Origin of the sequence: Pseudoalteromonas sp. S3178 (genome assembly GCF_005886985.1) — a bacterium.
In the GTDB taxonomy this organism is placed as follows: Bacteria; Pseudomonadota; Gammaproteobacteria; order Enterobacterales; family Alteromonadaceae; genus Pseudoalteromonas; species Pseudoalteromonas carrageenovora.
Genome location: NZ_PNCW01000044.1, coordinates 1 through 20035 on the forward strand (window position 1 = coordinate 1; position 20035 = coordinate 20035).

14 protein-coding genes are annotated in these 20035 nt (G+C 39.4%); 12 read left to right on the forward strand and 2 right to left on the reverse strand.

Annotation, left to right across the window (positions count from 1 at the left end; genetic code table 11):
* Positions 1 to 216: 216 nt before the first annotated feature.
* Together CWC11_RS13170 and CWC11_RS13175 are read left to right on the forward strand one after the other, a co-directional pair.
* Positions 217 to 1221 carry a family 16 glycosylhydrolase gene (locus CWC11_RS13170; RefSeq protein WP_138683050.1) on the forward strand — a complete coding sequence of 335 codons (1005 nt, stop codon included), beginning with the start codon at positions 217 to 219 and terminating at the stop codon, positions 1219 to 1221.
* A 12-nt stretch (positions 1222 to 1233) separates the two neighbouring features.
* Positions 1234 to 3162, forward strand: a complete 1929-nt coding sequence (locus CWC11_RS13175; protein WP_138683051.1) for a CRTAC1 family protein — start codon at positions 1234 to 1236, stop codon at positions 3160 to 3162.
* A 70-nt stretch (positions 3163 to 3232) separates the two neighbouring features.
* On the opposite strand, the gene CWC11_RS13180 is transcribed toward CWC11_RS13175, so the two are convergent.
* The gene (locus tag CWC11_RS13180; protein ID WP_138683052.1) at positions 3233 to 5767 is read right to left on the reverse strand and encodes a TonB-dependent receptor; all 2535 of its coding nucleotides are present in this window, start codon (positions 5765 to 5767) and stop codon (positions 3233 to 3235) included.
* Positions 5768 to 6105: 338 nt separating this feature from the next.
* Positions 6106 to 8241: a multiheme c-type cytochrome gene (locus CWC11_RS13185; RefSeq protein WP_138683053.1), complete on the reverse strand. Its 2136-nt coding sequence runs from the start codon at positions 8239 to 8241 to the stop codon at positions 6106 to 6108.
* Between the two features lie 344 nt (positions 8242 to 8585).
* Here CWC11_RS13185 and CWC11_RS13190 point away from each other — a divergent pair, with 344 nt between their 5' ends.
* From CWC11_RS13190 to CWC11_RS13235, 10 genes are all read left to right on the forward strand, one after another.
* Positions 8586 to 10007, forward strand: coding sequence for a sulfatase (locus CWC11_RS13190; RefSeq protein ID WP_138683054.1), 1422 nt, complete (start codon positions 8586 to 8588; stop codon positions 10005 to 10007).
* A 19-nt stretch (positions 10008 to 10026) separates the two neighbouring features.
* Positions 10027 to 11190 (forward strand): mandelate racemase/muconate lactonizing enzyme family protein, encoded by a 1164-nt coding sequence (locus tag CWC11_RS13195; protein ID WP_138683055.1) that lies wholly within the window; start codon positions 10027 to 10029, stop codon positions 11188 to 11190.
* A 17-nt stretch (positions 11191 to 11207) separates the two neighbouring features.
* The gene (locus CWC11_RS13200; protein WP_138683056.1) at positions 11208 to 12083 is read left to right on the forward strand and encodes an SMP-30/gluconolactonase/LRE family protein; all 876 of its coding nucleotides are present in this window, start codon (positions 11208 to 11210) and stop codon (positions 12081 to 12083) included.
* Between the two features lie 193 nt (positions 12084 to 12276).
* Positions 12277 to 13848, forward strand: a complete 1572-nt coding sequence (locus CWC11_RS13205) for a sugar porter family MFS transporter (RefSeq protein ID WP_138683057.1) — start codon at positions 12277 to 12279, stop codon at positions 13846 to 13848.
* A gap of 11 nt (positions 13849 to 13859) precedes the next feature.
* Positions 13860 to 14639: an SDR family NAD(P)-dependent oxidoreductase gene (locus CWC11_RS13210; RefSeq protein WP_024594147.1), complete on the forward strand. Its 780-nt coding sequence runs from the start codon at positions 13860 to 13862 to the stop codon at positions 14637 to 14639.
* A 1-nt stretch (position 14640) separates the two neighbouring features.
* Positions 14641 to 15624, forward strand: a complete 984-nt coding sequence (locus tag CWC11_RS13215; protein ID WP_138683058.1) for an aldose epimerase family protein — start codon at positions 14641 to 14643, stop codon at positions 15622 to 15624.
* A 124-nt stretch (positions 15625 to 15748) separates the two neighbouring features.
* On the forward strand, positions 15749 to 17176 hold the full coding sequence (locus CWC11_RS13220) for an NAD-dependent succinate-semialdehyde dehydrogenase (RefSeq protein WP_138683059.1): 1428 nt from the start codon (positions 15749 to 15751) through the stop codon (positions 17174 to 17176).
* 10 nt (positions 17177 to 17186) lie between these two features.
* Positions 17187 to 18350, forward strand: a complete 1164-nt coding sequence (locus CWC11_RS13225; RefSeq protein WP_138683060.1) for a mandelate racemase/muconate lactonizing enzyme family protein — start codon at positions 17187 to 17189, stop codon at positions 18348 to 18350.
* A gap of 18 nt (positions 18351 to 18368) precedes the next feature.
* Positions 18369 to 19376 carry a 2-dehydro-3-deoxygalactonokinase gene (locus tag CWC11_RS13230; protein WP_138683061.1) on the forward strand — a complete coding sequence of 336 codons (1008 nt, stop codon included), beginning with the start codon at positions 18369 to 18371 and terminating at the stop codon, positions 19374 to 19376.
* Positions 19367 to 19987 carry a 2-dehydro-3-deoxy-6-phosphogalactonate aldolase gene (locus tag CWC11_RS13235; protein WP_138683062.1) on the forward strand — a complete coding sequence of 207 codons (621 nt, stop codon included), beginning with the start codon at positions 19367 to 19369 and terminating at the stop codon, positions 19985 to 19987. Before CWC11_RS13230 ends, CWC11_RS13235 begins: the two co-directional genes overlap by 10 nt.
* Positions 19988 to 20035: the final 48 nt, after the last annotated feature.

Sequence of the window (20035 nt, forward strand, 5' to 3'; positions counted from 1 at the left end):
CGATAAACTCTTTGTTGCCTACATGGATGTAGGTAAGGGGCGTGAGCAGGACGCGGAAGCTTTACTCGGTTTTTACTTAGCCCACTAGGTTACAAACCTCGCGCCGCGATTTAATCGCCCCTAGATTGAACAAATTTCAATACACAAAGATCAACACGCCCTAAATATTCCCTAACATTAATTTTAAAATCTGATTTATAGGATGCAAAATTTTATATGAATACTTTACACATTAAAAAGCCAGCAATAAGTGTAATTGCTCTTAGTATACTGATGTTTTTTGGTAGTAAGAGCGTTTCGGCTAATGAGTTACTACTTCCACTAACGGATCCCCTAAATGAAGGCGAGTGGGTTTTAAACACTCAAGTAAGTGATGAATTTGAAGCCAGCACTATCGATGAAGAACGTTGGTACATTGTGGGTAAAATAGAAAACGGTAAACCCGTTTATAAGCACCCTGATAAGCCAAATAAAAAAGTATGGAAAGGTCGAGCACCTTCGCAATTTTCGGGTAATAACTACCGATTAGAAAATGGCAAACTAAAACTCGAGACACGTTGGGAACCCGACTTTCCTTTTGAAGAAAAAATACATAAGCCCGTGTTTGGCGATGCACTTAAATACGAAAACCTCACGACGGCATGCTTTATTGGCAGAAAGTCTTTTCAGTACGGATACATAGAAATTAAAAGTAAAGCCGCTGATGCCCAAGTTAGTAGTGCATTTTGGTCGATGGGCGAAAAGTTAGAAGTTGATTTTTTTGAATTATTTGGCGATTCGCTCGATCCTCAAAAAGATCACATAGACAGTGAATTATGGTGGTCAATTCGCGATTGGAATAAAAAGGTCATGGGCAAGCCCACTTACACAGAACGAAAAGACTTAGGTTTTAGAGTAGCCGATGACTTTCACGTGTATGGAATTGATTGGAGCGCTGATGGAATTAAATATTATGTTGACGGTAAATTATTTAGCGATGTATCTGCAGCACAAGCTGATGCCTGGGCAAAACAGCATCGCGGGGTTGATAAAGGCTATGTAGCCACTAAGCCATTATTTTTATGGCTTGATCAGGAGACTTTTCCTTGGCATGGCGTACCAAAAAGCAAAGAAGAGCTTGAACGTAATAGCCCTGAGGGCAAAAAAGATGATGGTGTAGTCGACTTTGAAATTGAATACATCCGTGTGTGGCAGCAAAAACCGTTACAGTCAGTTAAGTAAGGAATGAGTTAAATGAAAAAAAATATTAAGTCAGCAAACACGTTATTTTGTTTATCAGTGATTGCTACAAGTGTTCTGCTTTATGGATGTAACACTACTCAAAAGCAAAGTAATGAAACGCTAAGTGAAAATAGCAGTAATAAATTAATGTTTAGCGAATCGCACAATATTATACCTTTTGAGCCGCTATCGCGTCGTAAATGGGACAGCGCACTAATTGCGGACTTTGATAAAGATGGCTATCAAGATGTATTAATTACTGAGCATACTCACGCAGTAAAAATTTTTTGGAATAACAAAAACAATACATTTTCAGCACCACAGGTAATTATTAAAGGCGATACACACGGCGTTGCTGCTGCTGACTATGACTTAGATGGTCGAATGGATTTAATAATAGCCCAAGGCGGTGGTGGAGGCCTAAAACCGCGTTTACCTGTATCGTTTCAAATAAATCATGACCGTACTGTTGAAGGAGGGGAAACATTTGATGATTTTGAACGTACACGCGGACGTGCGGTTAAATTAATTGATGGTAATAACAGTGGCACTTTAGATTTAATGCTCTCTGCTTTTCCGCTTAAGAAGCAAAAAAAGGGAGCTAATCATATATATAAAAACGAAGGGCATAATCAGTTTAAGTTTGTCGATTACTTACCTACTGCAAAATGGCTTGGATATAAAGCCTTAGTTAGTGATTTTGATAATGACGGGCACGATGATTTATTTTTTTACGGTGGAGATGACATTGTTGCAGCGCAGAGTAAATCTGATTTAGGTTATAAAAATAAAAGTAAGGCTGTACTAGGAAATAATCGCAATATTAGCCATGTAAGCAGCATGACCGAAATCGACTTTGATAATGACGGTGACTTTGATTTATTTTTAACCCGCGCTAAACACCAATTTGAACAACATACTTTTTATGACGCTCAATCTCAAAATTTTGCTTTTTTTACTCGTAACGAAGCATTTAAATTTGAAGATTTTAAAATCCAAGGTAATTTTGAAATAGAAAACCTGCAAATGGCTTACCCCCATTTTAATGTGTTTATTGGTAAAAATAGTGCGCCTTTAACACTCGAAGGGCATGGCGGTAGTGAACGTACGGTACAGGTAACAAAAGAGCAAGCTGCTGGCTGGCCTAAAAAGCTAAATAAAAAAGGTTTATATATAGGTTACTTAGGTAACGATACTTGGCGCGTAGCGGGGGATACTAAATCGCCTACAGCCGGTGTTATTAAAAGAGTGACTAATTCACCCAAAGTAAAAGGGCTTGAGCCATTACCAGCGGTATTATTAGAAAATCAGCAAGGTAAATTTGTTGATGCAACAGCCAAACTCAATATTAATCTTAGCGAACCTACAACCAGTGCTGTAGCCGGAGATTTTAACAACGATGGTTGGAGTGACTTATTTGTATTGCGTTATGGTAACCCGGCAAAAGCTAACGAGCAGCTTCTATATTTAAATCAGCAAGGTAAAGGCTTTGAGGATTTACAAAAGCATGGTGTTATTTCAACTGAGCTTGGAGCAACAGGGGGCAGTGCACAGGCCTTTGATTACGATAATGATGGCGACCTTGACTTAATTTACTCAAACGAGCGCGGGCGTTGGCATTTATTTACCAACAACACAGTTTTAGACGCGCAGCATAATTTTTTAGTCACTAATATTGGTTACTCACCTAACGCTGGTGTGTCGGCATTGGGAGCTACTGCGACTATAAAAGCGTGTGGGCAAACTTATAAACGTGTTGTAGGCGCAACAGGTGCCGGATTTTCACAAAGCGAAAACAGCAAGCTACACGTTGGTTTAGGTACGTGTACAAAGATAAATAATGTATCAGTTCGTTGGAGTAATAATGAACATGTAGATATTAGTAATGCGGTTATAAACGATGCTAACGGGGAGTTAGTTGGAAGAAAAGAGCCGTTGTAAGTAATAAAATGCAGGTATAAAAATAGCGCTTAATTAGCGCTATTTTTTTATATTCAGTTTTCGTTATTTACTAAAAGCTATACTCAACACTTGCACCTACATAACGTTTCCAATCACGAGGGTAAAACGCTTCACCAAAACCTTCAGAGTTTATACGTTGGCGAGTAGTGTAAGACTTATCAAATAAGTTTTTAACGAATACGCTCAACTTAACGTTATCTTTGCTAACAGTTAAGTAGCCATCCCAAATGCTTGAAGATGGGTTTGCTGATTCACCAAAAGCAAGTTCATTAATTGATTTAGTATGGCTACCATTGTAACGCCAAACCGCACGGGTATTTGCACGCCAGCCTGTATTAGCAATTTTTGTATTATACGAAATAGTACTTAAAAATTGCTGCTCGGCATTATTAGGGAATGATAAGCCTGTTTGATCAAAGCTCTGACGGCCTGTTGCATCGGTTGTACAACGTGAGGCAAGTAAACCACCATCATCTGCAGGACAATTAATAGGAGTGTCTGCAAAATCTTCGTAACGAGCATCAAAATATGCATAGTTAAATGACCACTTAAAGTTGTCTGTAATCTTAACTACAACATCTGCTTCAATACCGGTAGAGCGGGCTTCGTTTGCGTTTACATAACCTGCAAATATAATGTTATTGTCTTCATCTATTACGCGGCTGGCACGTACTTGATAATCTTCAACCCTCATATCAAAGTAAGTAAAGTTAAACAGTAAATCGTTATCAAAATAAGCTGAACGCAGACCAATTTCAAAGTTTGATGAGTTTTCAGGGTCTGTAGGGAAGTTATCAGCTTCAGCAGGATCTGTATTTGTTGTTACAAAGTAAGATGCCCCTTTATAGCCAGTTGAGTAATTTACATAACCACGAATATCGTCAGTAAAGTCATACCCTAATACCGCTTTATAAATAAAGGCAGTGTCTGAGTCTGAAAACTTAGTTGGGTCGTCTTGGCGTTTAATAAGTGATGGATCGGTTTTAGAAAGTTCAAGTACTTGATCAAACGTGTCCATTCCTGTGCCTGTACTTGGCGTAGCTAGGTCTGTACGTGCAAATGTGGCTTCGCCTTTTTCATGAAGTAATCTAAAACCAAATGTAGCGTCTAACTGCTCGGTAATTTGGTATTCAAGTTGACCAAAAACGGCAATATTTTCAAAGCTGGTGGTAAAGTCACCACTGTTAAGTAAGCGAGACGGCGTTAATAATGAGCGGTCATCATCGCCTGTGGCTGCATAATTAGCTAAAAAAGCATCGGTCGATTGTTTTGAATAACACCCTGTTAATTCACCGCCTTCAATAAAGCCACGGTTACCTGCAATACACCCATCTCTTACTTCAGAGCGTTGACCATCTGTATCGTGATAAAAAAGGCCTAAAACCCAGTTGAATTTTTCGTTGTTAAAAGACGAAATACGAAATTCTTGTTGAATTACGTCAACCGACTCGTTACCTCCAAAGGCCGTGCGCTCTACAGGAAAGTTTACAGTAAAAAATGCAGAACTATTATATAAATCAAAGTCTCTGTAGCTACCATTATAGCTAAGAGTAATTTCATCATTTAAGTAATAGTCAGCTGACATAGAAAAACCAAAGTTTTCGGTTTTACCGTAATTGGCTTCTGCATTTCTGGCTGTAACTGGGCCGCCCGCTTCTTCAAAGGTAGACTCAGGATTTACACGGTTATAGGTAGTACCTTCAATAGTACCATCGTCTTTTACATTAACGATAGGGCGCGGACCAAAGTCTGGGTTAATTCCACCTAAACGAGTGAGTGAACAACAGTTTGTGTCTGTCTCTGAGTACTCTAAACGAAATAGAACATTTAATTCTTCGCCATTATCATATAAAAGCTGACCACGGCCCGCTTTAGTCTCTTTAGCACCAATATCGTAATTTTCTTCGCCTGGCATGGTGTTTTTTATCCAGCCATCTATATCGCTGTATTGTGCATTAAATCGAGCAGCCCAGTTTTCGTTAAGGGGGATATTAATAGTACCGCTAAAATCGGTGCCATCAAATTCGGTAACTTGTGCTCTTACCTTGCCAGCAACTTCATTTAGTTGCGGTTTCTTAGTTACGTAATGCAATAGGCCTGTTGATGTGTTTTGGCCAAATAGCGTACCTTGCGGGCCGCGCATAGCTTCCACACGCTGTACGTCTGAAATAGGTAGATTAAGCATAGATTGGCGAGGTAGTACTTCGCCATCAATCACTACTAAGTTTGATGATTGCAAGCCAATAGAGTTTGTAAAAGTGCCTATACCGCGTGTTTTTAATGTTGTAGTTCGAATTTCACTGCTGTCATCAATTCCAAAGCCAGGTAGATAAGTAACTAAATCAAAACCGTTATCTATACCTACCTCTTGAATTAAATCACCACTTAATACCTCAATTGAAGACGGGACTTCTTTTAGTGCTTGGTCACGTTTTTGTGCGCTCACTAAAATAATCTCGATATCATCATCATTTTTAACTTGCTTCGTAGGTGCCTCTTCTTGAGCTGATACTGTATATGTGAAAGCTGATAAAGAACAACATGCAAGCAATATTGCTGTGTGCAATTTACTGTGTTTAAGCATTTTAACCACTCCATTTCTTTATAATTATCTTGTGTGTGCAGATAGTGCTTTGCAGTACCTGTTATATAGAACCAGGCCAATTAAAGGTTATTTACTGTTGCTTAATTAAATATTAACAGCGAATGACAAAATAATAATTAGCACGATTCATTCTAACAATTTAAACATATGATGTTTGCACTTGCAATATGTTGAATACTTGTTTATCAAATGTTGCTTATAAAAAAGAGTGAGCAACCTTGTATTACAGTGCAAATAATACAAGGGGATTTAATTTAGGGTATTGAATTTAAAGCTATAAAAAATATCTATAGGCTAGCTAAAAACATATTTAAAATTTACTTTAAACGAGCAAAAAAGTAGTAATCCTCAGCATTTTTCAGCTTTTGAGCAAAGCTCATTCCTAAATTTTTAAGCTGCGGCGCATTATTATAAGCACCTATTTTGAGTTTTAATTCACTCACGGCTTGCGCTGTTGAGCCAATGCTATCTAGTGCTAAAAAGTATAAATAAGCGTATTGCACGTTATTACTCTCAAGTGCCATTGCGTGTTTAAACGAATCAACCGCAGCGGGTTTGTTACTGCTTCTAATAAGCGCCATACCGTTTGCATAGTTCAGCGACGCAGAGGTAGGTACTGCCTTTAAACCACTATTTAACGTGCTTTGCATTTTCGCTGTTTGACCAAGACGATAATAAATATCAGCTAAATTTACATAACTCGCATCAAAGTAAGGGTCTACGCTAATGCCTTTTTGTAACGACTTTATAGCACCTTTTATGTCTTGTTTATTAAGCGCGAGCATACTTTGATTGATGTTGCCTTCACCGCGCCATGTATTTACAGTATTGGCGTGTGCAAGATCTATAATTGATTGATTAAGTCCGCTTAATTGCGCTGTTGTTTGGCTCAGGTTTTGCGCTGCAGCAACACGCACCGACTTTAATTTGTCGGTTAATAGTTGCTTGTAGCTTTTTAAGCGCTCTGCTTCGGGGAGTAAAAAGCCCACTTTAGCAATCGCTAAGCGAATAAGCGGAAGCGGCGAGTTAACCCAACTTTTTACTGTGGCATCGTTTAGCTCAGCGCCTGAATTACCTAAATAGGCAATTGCACTGGCGCGGTCTATTTCGTTTAACGAAAAGTCATTAATCAAGCTCATATGTGCATTTTGCGATATCGCTTTTAATGAGCGTAATTCAAGCATACTGTGCTCGCTTGCACTTAATGCCGGTGCTTTACCATGCCATTTTTCAAGTGTGCTTGCTGCCCACTCATTTGTTTGACCGTCGTGGCATTGCACACACGCATTGGGTGTATCATATTTTATTGATATGTCAGGGCGCGGAATTTTAAAGCTGTGGTCGCGCCTGTCATCAACGCCCATGTATCTGTTAGTTGGCATGTGGCAACTAACACATTGAGCCCCGGTTGATTGTTCTTTATGACGATGATGCTCGGGTTTGTTGTATTCGCTGGCACTGTGGCACTGTAAGCACAGCCCATTTGTTTTAGTTTTAACTTTCATGGTGTGTTTATCGTGGCAGTCAACACAGTTAACCCCGGCTTTGTACATTTTACTTTGTGCAAAAGAGCCAAACACATACACTTCTTCTTTAATTTGGCCATCGGCGTGATACAAATTCGGTTCTAAAAAAGAAGGGCTAAATTGATCTAAAAACGCTTGGCCGTTATCAAAACCATCAGTCAGCGGGCTTCTAAGCGAGTGGCATGCATAACAGCCTTGCATAAAGCTGTTATCGCGGGGCTCACCTTGCCAAGTAGCAATTTTATTATCGCCAATTATTTTCCACTGCGACATATTGGTAGGGCTTGTTTGAGCTGTCTTTATTATTTTTTTAGTTTTATGTTCATCCGTTATATCGCTGTGGCAAGATTTACAGCCCACATTTATATTTGAAAAGTGGGTATCAAAGCTTTCTTTTTCAGTAGTGTAATTACGCTTTAAATTATCTGAATGGCAATCGGCGCACATGCCGTTCCAGTTTTGTAGAGGTTGCAGCCAATGGAGACGGTCGTTAGGTTTTACATCCTCGTTAGCGTAGTTGGCATACCAACGCTGGCCGCCTAGTGATTTAGCGCGGCTATCCCATGCAAAAGGAAATACCTGGTACTTACCTTTTTCAACTTCAATTAAATATTGTTGCAGTGGCTTAAAGCCAAATACATAACTTACGGTATACGTTTTTTTAGTGCCTTGCTCGGTCAAATCAATTAAAAAGGCTTCTTTTTCTTTATAAAACACGGCTTTTTGAGAAAAGTGGGTCGCGGTTATATTATTAAAATCACCAAGCACGGTATCTTTATTGGCTAAAGCCATTGAACTTGCATGGTCTGATTGTTTCCAATCGAGGGTTTGTTGTTGATGGCAAGACTGGCACTCATCATTTGCAATCGCTGAAAAACAATTGCATAAAAAAAGAACAACAAAAAGGCTGTTTTTTATATTTATCATTTTAGAATCCACCTTTAATAGCACACCAATGCATACTTAAAACTAAATAACAGGCCGCAGCTAAGTACTCAATAAATGAGCTTTGCCTTTAAGCTGACGCTGTTATTAAGCTTAAGTAATAGTGAGAAATTGAAAAATTAATTTCAAAATATCATACATCATATGTTTGCAATATTGTTATGTTTTGTTTAGTGTAGCGATATTGTGATTTATAAACGCATTATTTACAACTCAACCATTAAATTAACTAGCCGTAATAGTCTAATATAACCAATATGTTAGCTATGGTGTAATTAATGTTTTTTAGTTATGTGCTTAACTATTATATTAAATAGGAAACTGTGATGAATAAGCTACTTGTTCTTCTTTGTGTATGTTTAGGCTTTTGCGTTAGTGCTAATGCAATGGCAAAAGCACAAACAGAAAAACCTAATATTGTTTTAATTTTTGCTGATGACGCAGGTTTTGGTGATTTTGGCTTTCAAGGTAGTACGCAGCTTAAAACACCTAATTTAGATAAACTTGCCCAAAGCGGTGTTCGATTTACTCAAGGTTACGTAAGTGATTCTACTTGCGGCCCTTCACGCGCAGGTTTAATGACGGGTAAGTACCAGCAACGTTTTGGTTACGAGGAAATTAACGTACCTGGTTTTATGAGCGATAACTCAGCACTTAAAGGTGCAGATATGGGCTTGCCATTAGATCAAAAAACAATGGGCGATTACCTTAAAGAGCAGGGCTATAAAACAGCGGTATTTGGTAAGTGGCATTTAGGTGACGCCGACAGGTTTCACCCTTTAAAACGTGGTTTTGATACCTTTTTAGGGTTTAGAGGTGGCGATAGAAGCTACTTTAACTATTCAGAACAAGAAATGAAGAATGGAAACAAACATTTTTTTGATAAAAAATTAGAGCGCGACTTTGGTAATTACGAAGAGCCAAAAGAGTACTTAACCGATGAGTTAGGTAAAGAAGCCGCTAAATACATTGAAAAAAACAAAGATGACTCCTTTTTTATCTACCTAGCTTTTAACGCGGTACACACTCCGCTTGAATCAGATCCTAAAGATTTAGCTAAGTTTCCACACTTAACGGGTAAACGTAAAGAGCTTGCTGCTATGACCCTAGGGCTAGACAGAGCCAGTGGGTATGTACTTGATAAACTTAAAGAGCTAGGCTTAGATGATAATACTATTGTGGTTTTTTCAAATGACAACGGTGGCCCATCTGATAAAAACGCATCAAATAATGCACCACTTGCAGGGACTAAATCAAACCAGTTAGAAGGGGGCATTCGTGTACCATTTTTAATTAGCTGGCCAAAGCATATTAAACCGGGTTCTACTTACGACTACCCAGTAAGCACACTAGATTTACTGCCTACTTTTTACAGTGCCGCACAAGGTAAAGCGTTAGGTAATGATATTGATGGTGTTGATTTACTTCCTTATATTCAAGGTAAAAACACAGCACGCCCACATAAAGTAATGTACTGGAAAAAAGAAAATAGAGCTGTAATACGCGATAACGATTGGAAACTTATTCGTTACCCAGACAGACCTGCTGAGCTATACGACCTAAGCTCTGACATTAGTGAACAAACAGATTTAGCAGCAAAAAATCCTGAACGTGTTAAAACTATGTTTAAATCATTGTTTGAATGGGAATTAACGTTAGAGCGTCCGCGCTGGTTATTAAAAAGAAAATACGAAAAATACGATATAGACCGCATGGATAAATACCGTTTACCAGCAACTCAACCTTAATAACGCATAGGTAATAATAATGAAAATAGAATCTGTTGAAGCGCTCTTAGGCTGCGTAGGAAAACGTAATCAGCTTTTAGTAAAAGTAGTAACCGAATGTGGCGTAGTTGGTTGGGGCGAATCGGGCTTATCAAATAGAGAACAAGCAGTTATTGGCGCGATACATCACTTTGCTGGATTTTTAAAAGGGCAAGATCCGCGTAAAATTGGCCGTATTTGGCAAGAGCTTTACCGTAGTCATTACTTTGAAGGAGGCCGTGTAATTACAGCTGCTATTTCAGCGATTGATATTGCTCTTTATGATATTTTAGGTAAGTCACTACAAGTGCCTGTATATCAGTTGTTAGGGGGCAAACAACGCGAGCACATAGCGTGTTTTGCGTGTTGCTATACAGAGGCCGATCCTGATAAATTTGACGATTTAGTTAAAGAAGCTAAAGCACTTATTGCACTTGGTTGGACAACAATAAGAGTGATACCGAGCCGTTTTGACGATTTACAGTTTTTTGAGCCTCAAGAATCTATTACCAGAACGGCACGTTGCTTAAATGAGCTTCGTAAAGTACTTGGGCCTGATATTACACTTGGTATTGATTACCATCACAGATTAAGCGTGGCTGAGGCAGCTTCGTTTTGCCAACGTTTAAAGCCCGATACACTCGATTTTATTGAAGAGCCTATTCGTCATGAATCTCCTGATGCGTATAAAACGCTGCGTACTTTAACGCATATTCCTTTTGCGATTGGAGAAGAGTTTAGTTCTAAATGGGCAGCTAAGCCTTATATAGATCAGGGGCTTACTCAATATTTACGTGTAGATGTGTGTAACATTGGTGGCTTAACGGAGGCGATGAAAGTGGCTGGTTGGGCTGAGGCACATTATATAGATGTTATGCCACATAACCCGCTTGGCCCTGTGTGTACAGCGGCAACAAATCACTTTGCAGCAGCGCTGCCAAATTTAGGTTTAATGGAAACACACCAAGGTCCGTTTAGTGAGTTTGGCGCTCATGATCCACTTCTTTTTCCTAAGCAGCATGTGTTAACAGGCAATAAGTTTACTATTCCTGAAGTACCTGGTTTAGGTGTTGAAGTGAATGAAGCCGCGTTTAGATTGGCAACCCCTGTAGAGACCGAAGCGCCGCATTTATCAAAGCGTGATGGTTCTCATACTAACTGGTAACTTGTTTAGAGAATTAAATGAATACACTTACAGCGACTGTTATTGACAACACACTAAATTTTGTAGGCGAGGGGCCTTTGTGGCACCCGATCACACAAACGCTTTATTGGGTTGATTTTCCAAACCACATTTTGCACAGCAAAAAAGGCGACCATAAAGTTGAGCAACGCTTAAATAATATGGTTACCGCTCTGGCTTGGGTAAACAATGAAACCCTATTACTAGCAAGTGATAAAGGCCTAAATACCTATAATACCAGCACGCATAAGCAAACTTTTTTGTGCAGCGTTGAAGCAGATAAACCTGACAACCGCAGTAACGATGGGCGTGCCGATCCGTGGGGTGGGTTTTGGATAAGCACAATGCACGGCGATGCTCACGAAAACGAAGGGGCAATATATCGTTTTCACAACGGCGTACTTACTCAAGTTGTTAGTGATTTAACCATACCTAATGGTATTTGTTTTGATAAGTCGCGTGCTAGAGCTTATTACGCAGATTCAAAAACGCAAAAAATTTACCGATTTGACGTCGACCCACTTACGGGGTCGCCAATAGGAGAAAGTGTGTTGTTTTATGACTATTCAAGCTCAGCTGTATCACCTGATGGCGGTGTAATTGATTGCGAAGGCAACATGTGGATTGCGCTTTGGGATGGCGCACGTGTAGATTGCATATCGCCCAAAGCAAAGGTAATTCAAAGCTTAGCGACTCAAACACCTCGGCCTACCTGCCCAGCGTTTGGCGATGACGGTACAACACTTTACGTAACGTCAGCACAATGTGGCCTAGAAGATACCCCATTTGATGCTATACCTCACGGTGCTACGCTTGCATTTAAAAATGCAGTAAAAGGCGTATTTGAGCCTTGCGTTAAAATAGACGGCTTTTAATTTTACATATTTACTTCAGATATTAATTTTTCCTCTTTCATTAGTTCAATGTGAGAGGAAAAACATATTGCACATATAAACATCATATGTTTATATTGTTTTCATTAATTCTATCAATGTTATTCTTTTATATGTTGTAGAGCACTCATTACCAACACAGTAAAAGTATAAAAATAAAACTAAGGGTAATACATTGAAAGACACACACACACCATCAACAAAAGCAATTAAGTACTCCCTCATTGCAGCATTTGGCGGATTTGTATTTGGCCTAGACGCGGCTAATATATCAGGGGCGTTACGCTATGTTAGCTCGCAGTTTGAGCTAACTAGTTTGCAAACAGGTAATGTAGTGGGTTGCGCGATTGTTGGCGTAATCATCGCACTGTTTTTTACAGGTACTTTATGCCAAAAATTTGGCCGTAAAAAGGTGCTTATTGGCATTGCTTTAACGTATTCACTCTCAACGGTTATTTCTGCTTTTGCGGTAAGTTACCCCATGCTGGTTGTTGGCCGCTTTATAGGAGGAGTCGCATTTGCCTCCATAACCGTCTCAGCCATGTATATTGGTGAAATTGCACCCGCTAATAAACGAGGCAAATTTGTATCAGTTAATCAGTTGCTTATAACGTTAGGTAGTTTATTTGCGTTTGTTGTTAATTACTTTTTTGTTAAATATATGGGCTCAATTGAATGGTTAAATGAAGCTAATATTTGGCGTTATATGCTTGGCTTTGAAATAGTGCCTAATATTATTTGGTTTTCGTTATTAATGACAATTCCTGAATCGCCGCGCTGGTTAATGAGCAAAAAACGTGATGAAGAAGCACGCGCTGTATTTAAAGGTATGGGGATCAATAACGCCGATACCGAAGTAGTACTTAATGATATTAAAGCAACCATCCAAGAAGATTCAAAAAACAGTGCACTAGAGCAACTTAACGTATTGTTTAGTAAGCCTATGCGTTTTGTTGTATTACTTGCTGTATGTTACGCGGTAGTGCAGGGCGCAACCGGCATGAACGCCGTACTGTTTTATGCACCTACCGTGTTTGAACAAATAGGTATGAGCGTCGAAAACTCATTTTTACAAACAATAGTACTTGGTGCAGTATCTGTATTATTTACATTGGTCGCCATATTCTTTGTTGAAAAACTCGGCAGAAGAACATTAACCATTAGCGGTTTACTGCTTATTGCTGTTGCGCATGTATCAATTTGGTATGGCTTTGAAAATGCCACTTACTCACTCAACAGTGAAGCAATAACCAAAGTTGCAGATCAAAAAGTAGATATTACAAAGCTGCACGTTTTCGAAAATAAAATATACAGCACTGATGTTGCGCTAAAAGCAGATTTAGCCACTATTTACAGTAAAAAAGAGCTACCAGTTGTTACCGGTGCAATTATTAATGCTTCTATAAATATTAGCCCTGCGTATGTTCTATTTGGATTATTTGCATTTTTAGCCGCTTTTAATATGTCGATAGGGCCAATAATGTGGGTGATATTCTCGGAGATATTTTCAAGCCGAGTTCGCAGTGTTGCGCTACCCTTTGCCGCATTAGTACAGAGTATTTCTAGCTGGAGTATTCAGCAGTTTTTCCCTTGGCAATTAGAGAACATGGGCGCAGCAAATACGTTTTTATATTACGGAGGCGTCGCTATTGTGGGCTGTATTGTTATGGCATTCATACTTCCCGAAACTAAGGGCAAGTCTATTGAAGCCATTGAACGCGATTTGGTCCCAGGGCTTAATAAATAAGGAACATAACTATGTCATCACGATTATTAAACGAAGTTGCTATTGTCACTGGCGCAGCCGATGGAATTGGAAAAACAGTAGCACGTGTATTTTGTGAGCAAGGGGCTAAAGTGTGTGTTGCTGATATAAATAAAGAAATGGGCGAAAGTGTTGTAGCAGAGCTAAAAAGCAAAGGGTTTGATGCTATTTTTGCTCATACCGATATTAGCGACGAAACGGCTATAAAAAACATGGTTGAAAAAGTAGTTAATGAGCTCGGCAAGCCCAGTATTTTAGTTAATAACGCCGCTTTAATTAGCCCTGGGCGAAACGTAGATGACGTTACTCCACAAATGTGGCGTGATAGCTTTGCGGTTAATGTTGAAGGTATGTGGCAGTGTGCTGTAGCCGTACTTGAGCATATGAAAGAGTTAGGTCGTGGCAGCATTATAAATGTAGGTTCTGTACATTCTTATAAAATTGTACCGGGGTATTTTCCGTATGCGGTAACTAAGCATGCGGTTATAGGGTTAACTAAAAACTTAGCCGTTGAATACGCAAAGCACAATATACGAGTAAACGCACTGTGCCCAGGCATGATAGAAACACCTATGGCGTTTAAGTCGTGGGAGCAAACAGACGACCCGCAAGCTTCACGCAAAGCAATGGGCGATGTACATCCTCTAAAACGAAATGGGACAACTGAAGAAATCGCTTACCCAGCCGTGTTTTTAGCCAGTTCAGATTCGAGTTTTATGACAGGGCAAAGCTTAATCATTGATGGTGGCCGCTCTGTAATTTATCACGATTAAAGTGCTTAACTTAACACACTGTAAGGCTCATGGTTTTGAGGCTATTTTGCTAAAAAATAGTGAGCTTGCTATCACAGTCATTCCTCAGTTGGGTGCAAAAGTCATCTCTATTGTAAGCTTAAAACACAATAGAGAATGGCTTGCTCACGATAAACAAATCACTTTAAAACCTGCAAAAAATAATGATTTTTCTGAGCATGATAGCGGTGGTTGGGATGAATGTTTTCCGGGTATTACTCCTCAGTTGTACGAACATATCCCCAATAAAACGCACTTTTCACATGATCACGGTGAGTTGTGGTGCCAAGCATGGCAAATAACTAATACCCATATTAACGATGAAGAAATAATACTTAGCTTACAAGCTGAGGTTTTTGACTCTACTTTTACATTTATAAGAACGTTTACCTTAAAAAAACAAAGTAAGCGGCTGCTTGTTGATTACCTTGTAAAAAATAACTCAACTCACAATCTCCCTTTTGTTTGGTCAGCGCATCCCATTTTTGCCGTAGAACCAGAGATGCGTATTTTAATAAATAACAAACATATGGAGTTTAAAGTTGATGAAGGGCTTAGTCGTTTTTATAACGTTAATAGATCCTTTATTAACTGGAGTGATTTCTCAACTAAAGTCCCGCCGCTAAATAAAGTCATGCCCTATAACAGTAGTTTTGCAAGTAAGGTTTTTAGCAAACACTTAAATACGACCACTTATAAAGATCAAAATATAATTGTAAAACTGATTGATGATAAAGCTCAGCAAAGCTGCGGGTTTGAATTTTCTTCAACAAACATAAGTCACTTAGGGCTTTGGTTTAATTACAATGGTTGGTCTACAACTGGAGCTTCAGCTCCTTTTGTATTAGGTATTGAGCCGTGTATAGGTAACAACGACTCTTTAAATCATTCAATGCAAAGTAGTGAACATGGAACGGTTGCAAGAAACGAATCGAAATTTTGGCAGCTAATTTTTTTTGTTAACTAAATGTATTTTCTGTTTGCTCATTCAAACATCATATGTTTAAATAGTTCGTATGTATTAAGGCCGGTGAGTCTTTCTTTAATCATTTAGCCCTAGTGGGTGTTGTAGATAATAATGGAGCGACAGAATGCTTTCTAAACAACTGTATATTGGCGGTAAATTAATAACCAGTGAAGTAACAACTGATGTTATTAACCCTGCAACACTTGAAGCCGTTGGGCAAATATCAGCAGCGGGTATTAACGAAGCTTTGTTAGCACTCGATGCTGCAAAGAGTGCATTTGCAAGGTGGTCAACAACATCAGCAAAGGTGCGTGCGCAGTGGATGCTTAAACTGCGTGATGCTGTAATCGAAAACGAAGAACACCTTCGAGAGTGTGTTCATTTAGAAATGGGAAAACCGTGGGTTTCAACAGCTGATGATTATCAAATGCTTGTTGATAGCCTGACTTTTTACGCTGATGCCATTGTTAATATCGCCGATGAAGAATTAAAAGACAATGAAGGTACACACAGCCATGTTCTTTCGCGTGAGCCTATTGGTGTAGCTGCAGCATTTTTAGCATGGAATTTTCCATTATTAAATTTGGCTTATAAATTAGGCCCAGCAATGGCTTCGGGTTGTCCGCTTGTAGTAAAGCCATCAAGTAAAACGCCTTTGTCTGCTTATGCTGTAGGCGAATTATGTGCACAAATCGGCTTGCCAGCAGGTGTGGTTAACATACTTTCGGGCACAGATAGCACCGTAGGCGATGCTATTTCAGCGTCAACGATTCCCTCTGTACTTACTTTAATTGGTTCTACTAATGTGGGTAAGCATGTAATTGCAACAGGAGCTACGTCAATCAAGCGTTATTCAATGGAACTTGGTGGTAATGCGCCCGCCATTGTATGTAGCGATGCAAATTTAGATAACGCAGCCGATGTAATTTGTGGTGTTAAGTTTGCCAACGCAGGGCAAATTTGTGTTACCCCAAATCGTGTATTTGTACACGAAAGCGTTGCAGACGAATTTATTGAAAAAGTACTTACTCGTGCAAAAGCAGTAAAAGTCGGTTTTGATAAAAACGAGGCCATTGATATGGGCCCCGTTATGGATGCTAACTCATGGCAACGGATTGATGAGCTAGTCAAAGATGCACAGCAAAATGGCGCACAATTGCAATTAGGTGGTAAAAAACCAGCCGGCGTTAATGGGTATTTTTATGAACCAACCGTGCTCACTAATGTTGATTCGAGCATGAAAATATACAAAGACGAAATATTTGGCCCCGTTATTAGCATTATTATATTTAGTGATAACGAACAAGTGCTTAGCGATGCAAATGACACGGACGCTGGCTTAAGTTCATTTATTTTTAGTAGTAACGAAGAGACCATTTCTTACTTTGCAAAACATTTACGCTTTGGCGAAGTACAGGTTAACGGCATTAAATACAGCATTAATTTACCTCATTTTGGTATTAAGCAATCGGGCGTGGGTGTTGATTGTTCGTTGTTAGCTTTAGATGACTACCTTGCATATAAACGCGTTTCTCGTGCGTTAAAGGTTTAAGGAACAGACTATGAAAATCACACAAATTATTAGCCACGTTTTACAGTACGACCTTGAAGAAGAACTTGGTTATTCGCAGCAGTATTACGCTAAGCGCACCGCGCATTTAGTTGAGGTTCGTACTGATATAGGTATTACAGGTTGGGGTGAATGTTTTGGCGGTGGCGGCGTTGCGTTTGCCAATAAAACCATTGTTGAGCATGTAATTCAGCCTATGATTTTGGGAATGGATCCACTCGACAGAGAAGTAATTTGGCATAAAGTTTATAACTTACTGCGCGATCATGGCCAAAAAGGCATGCCTATTCAGTCTTTATCTGGTGTAGATATTGCTCTGTGGGACATTGCAGGTAAGTTTTTAGATCAACCCGTTTATAAGTTACTAGGGGGGGCTTTTAGAGACCGCATTCCGGCTTATGGTTACGGCATGATGCTACAAAAGTTTCCAAACCTCGAAGAGCGTTTTACAGAAGAAAGCCAACGCATTAAAGAAATGGGCTTTACGGCCATGAAAATGAAAATAGGCCTTTCGCCAGAGCGTGATGTAAAGCTTGTTGAGGCCGTGCGTAAAGGAATTGGCAGTGATATGCGTTTAATGGTTGATGCTAACCATGCATATACAGCGCGAGAAGCGATTCCGCTAGGTCGAGAGCTGCAAAATTTAGGCGTGTACTGGTTTGAAGAACCAGTAGCACCAGAGGATCATCAAGGCTATCGCGATTTATGTGAAGCACTTGATATGAGCATTGCCGGTGGCGAAGCTGAATTTACACGCTGGGGCTTTAGAGATTTAATTAAAAACCGCTGTGTTGATTTACTCCAGCCAGAAGTGTGTGCACTCGGTGGTATTACCGAATATCAAAAAGTATTAGCTATGGCTCATGCGCATTTTGTACCTGTAATAAATCATGTGTGGGGCTCGGCTATTGCGGTTGGCACTAACCTACACTTATTGGCTGCACTGCCTGATTTACCAGGTGCTGCGCATCCTGTACAGCCTATGCTTGAGTACGATACAACACCAAACTTATTTAGAGAGCAGTTATTGCAAGAGTCTCTAAACATTAACGAGCAAGTTAAAAATAACAACGGAACTGTTGCGCTACCACAAGGTCCAGGCCTTGGTATTGAGCCCGACCTTGATTTTATTAAACATTACGAAGTATCAATTTAATAAATAAGGGCAAAGCTTATGAGCGATAACAAAAGCAACTTACCAGCATTAATTGTGGTTGATTGGGGAAGCTCTAACTTTAGAGCTTTTTTAGTCGATGGCAAAGGCAGCATTTTAGATACTGTTAATGGCGAGCAGGGTGTACTTTCGATAAAAAATGACTGTTTAGAAACCGTTTTACTTAGTTATATATCAGGCTGGTTATCAAAGCATAAAACGCCGATTATTATGGCGGGTATGGTAGGCGGTGCTATTGGTTGGCAAGATACAGGCTATGTAAATACGCCAGCTAATCTAGGTAGTATGAGCGTAAACCTTTGTAAAGCAAATAATAAAGCAGGCTTACAAATTAGTATTGTGCCGGGTGTTAAATACGTTATGGAAAATAATGTATGCGATGTAATGCGCGGTGAAGAAGTACAAGTATTTGGTGCCGTATTAGATGTAGAGCAAACAGCGGGTGAGCTAAGTAATCAAACCTTAAGTGAGACTATGTTTTGCTTACCAGGTACTCACTCTAAGTGGGTTCAAGTTGCAAAAGATACTCACCGCAAAACGGTTATTACGAGCCTTAGTACGTTTATGACCGGCGAAATATTTGATTTATTGACCAAACAAAGCATTTTAGGTGAAGGGTTAGAGTCACTAGGTAAAACACCAACAGATATGCCAAGCTTTTTAAAAGGCGTTGGTGTTAGTCAAATTCAGAGCAGTTTATTAAGTGCATTATTTAGTGCACGTACTTTAAAGCTAGATAAACAATTAACGCTGCAAAACGTACCTAGTTACTTATCTGGCTTACTTATTGGCGCTGAGCTTGCGGGTATTAAAAGTAAGCTAAACGACATTAAGCATGTTTATTTAATTGGAAACTCAAGTTTAAACACTTTGTATTGTGAAGCGTTAAAAGAACTCGGCTTTACTTCTTCTATTTTAAGCAGTGCAACTGCATCGACTAAAGGCATGTTTACACTAGCTGTACAGGCCGGTTTAGTCACTGAAAAGGAAACTCAATTATGTCATTAATTTCGTTAACACATGCTATGAAGCAACTACCACTAGTTGCTATTTTACGCGGCATTACACCAAGTGAAGTGCTTGATTATGCAAAGGTACTTATTGATATTGGTTACCGCGTTATAGAGGTACCACTTAACTCTCCTGATGCATTAAAAAGTATTAAGTTATTAAGTGATAAATACGCAGATATAGCCATTATTGGCGCAGGCACGGTTGTTACTAAAGACGAAGTTGAGAAAGTTATTAAAGCGGGCGGTCGTATTATTATATCTCCGCATAGCGATGTAGAGCTGATCCGTTTTAGTAAATTAAAAGGACTGTACTGCGTACCAGGATTTTATACACCCACTGAAGGGTTTGCTGCATTGCATGCCGGTGCAGACGCGCTTAAGTTTTTTCCAGCAGATACAGCAGGTCCAAAAGGCTTAAAAGCAATTACTACAGTGCTTTCAGGAATTAATATTTACCCTGTGGGCGGTGTATCGCCTCAAAACCAGGATGAATTTGTTAATGCTGGGGCATCGGGTTTTGGTTTAGGAAGCGGCTTGTATAAAGCTGGAATGGGTTTAGAAGAATTTACGACTAATGCTAAAAATTATGCTGAATATTATCTTTAATTAAATTGCGATAAAACGTTGTTGTGCTTGCATCGCTACTCATCATTC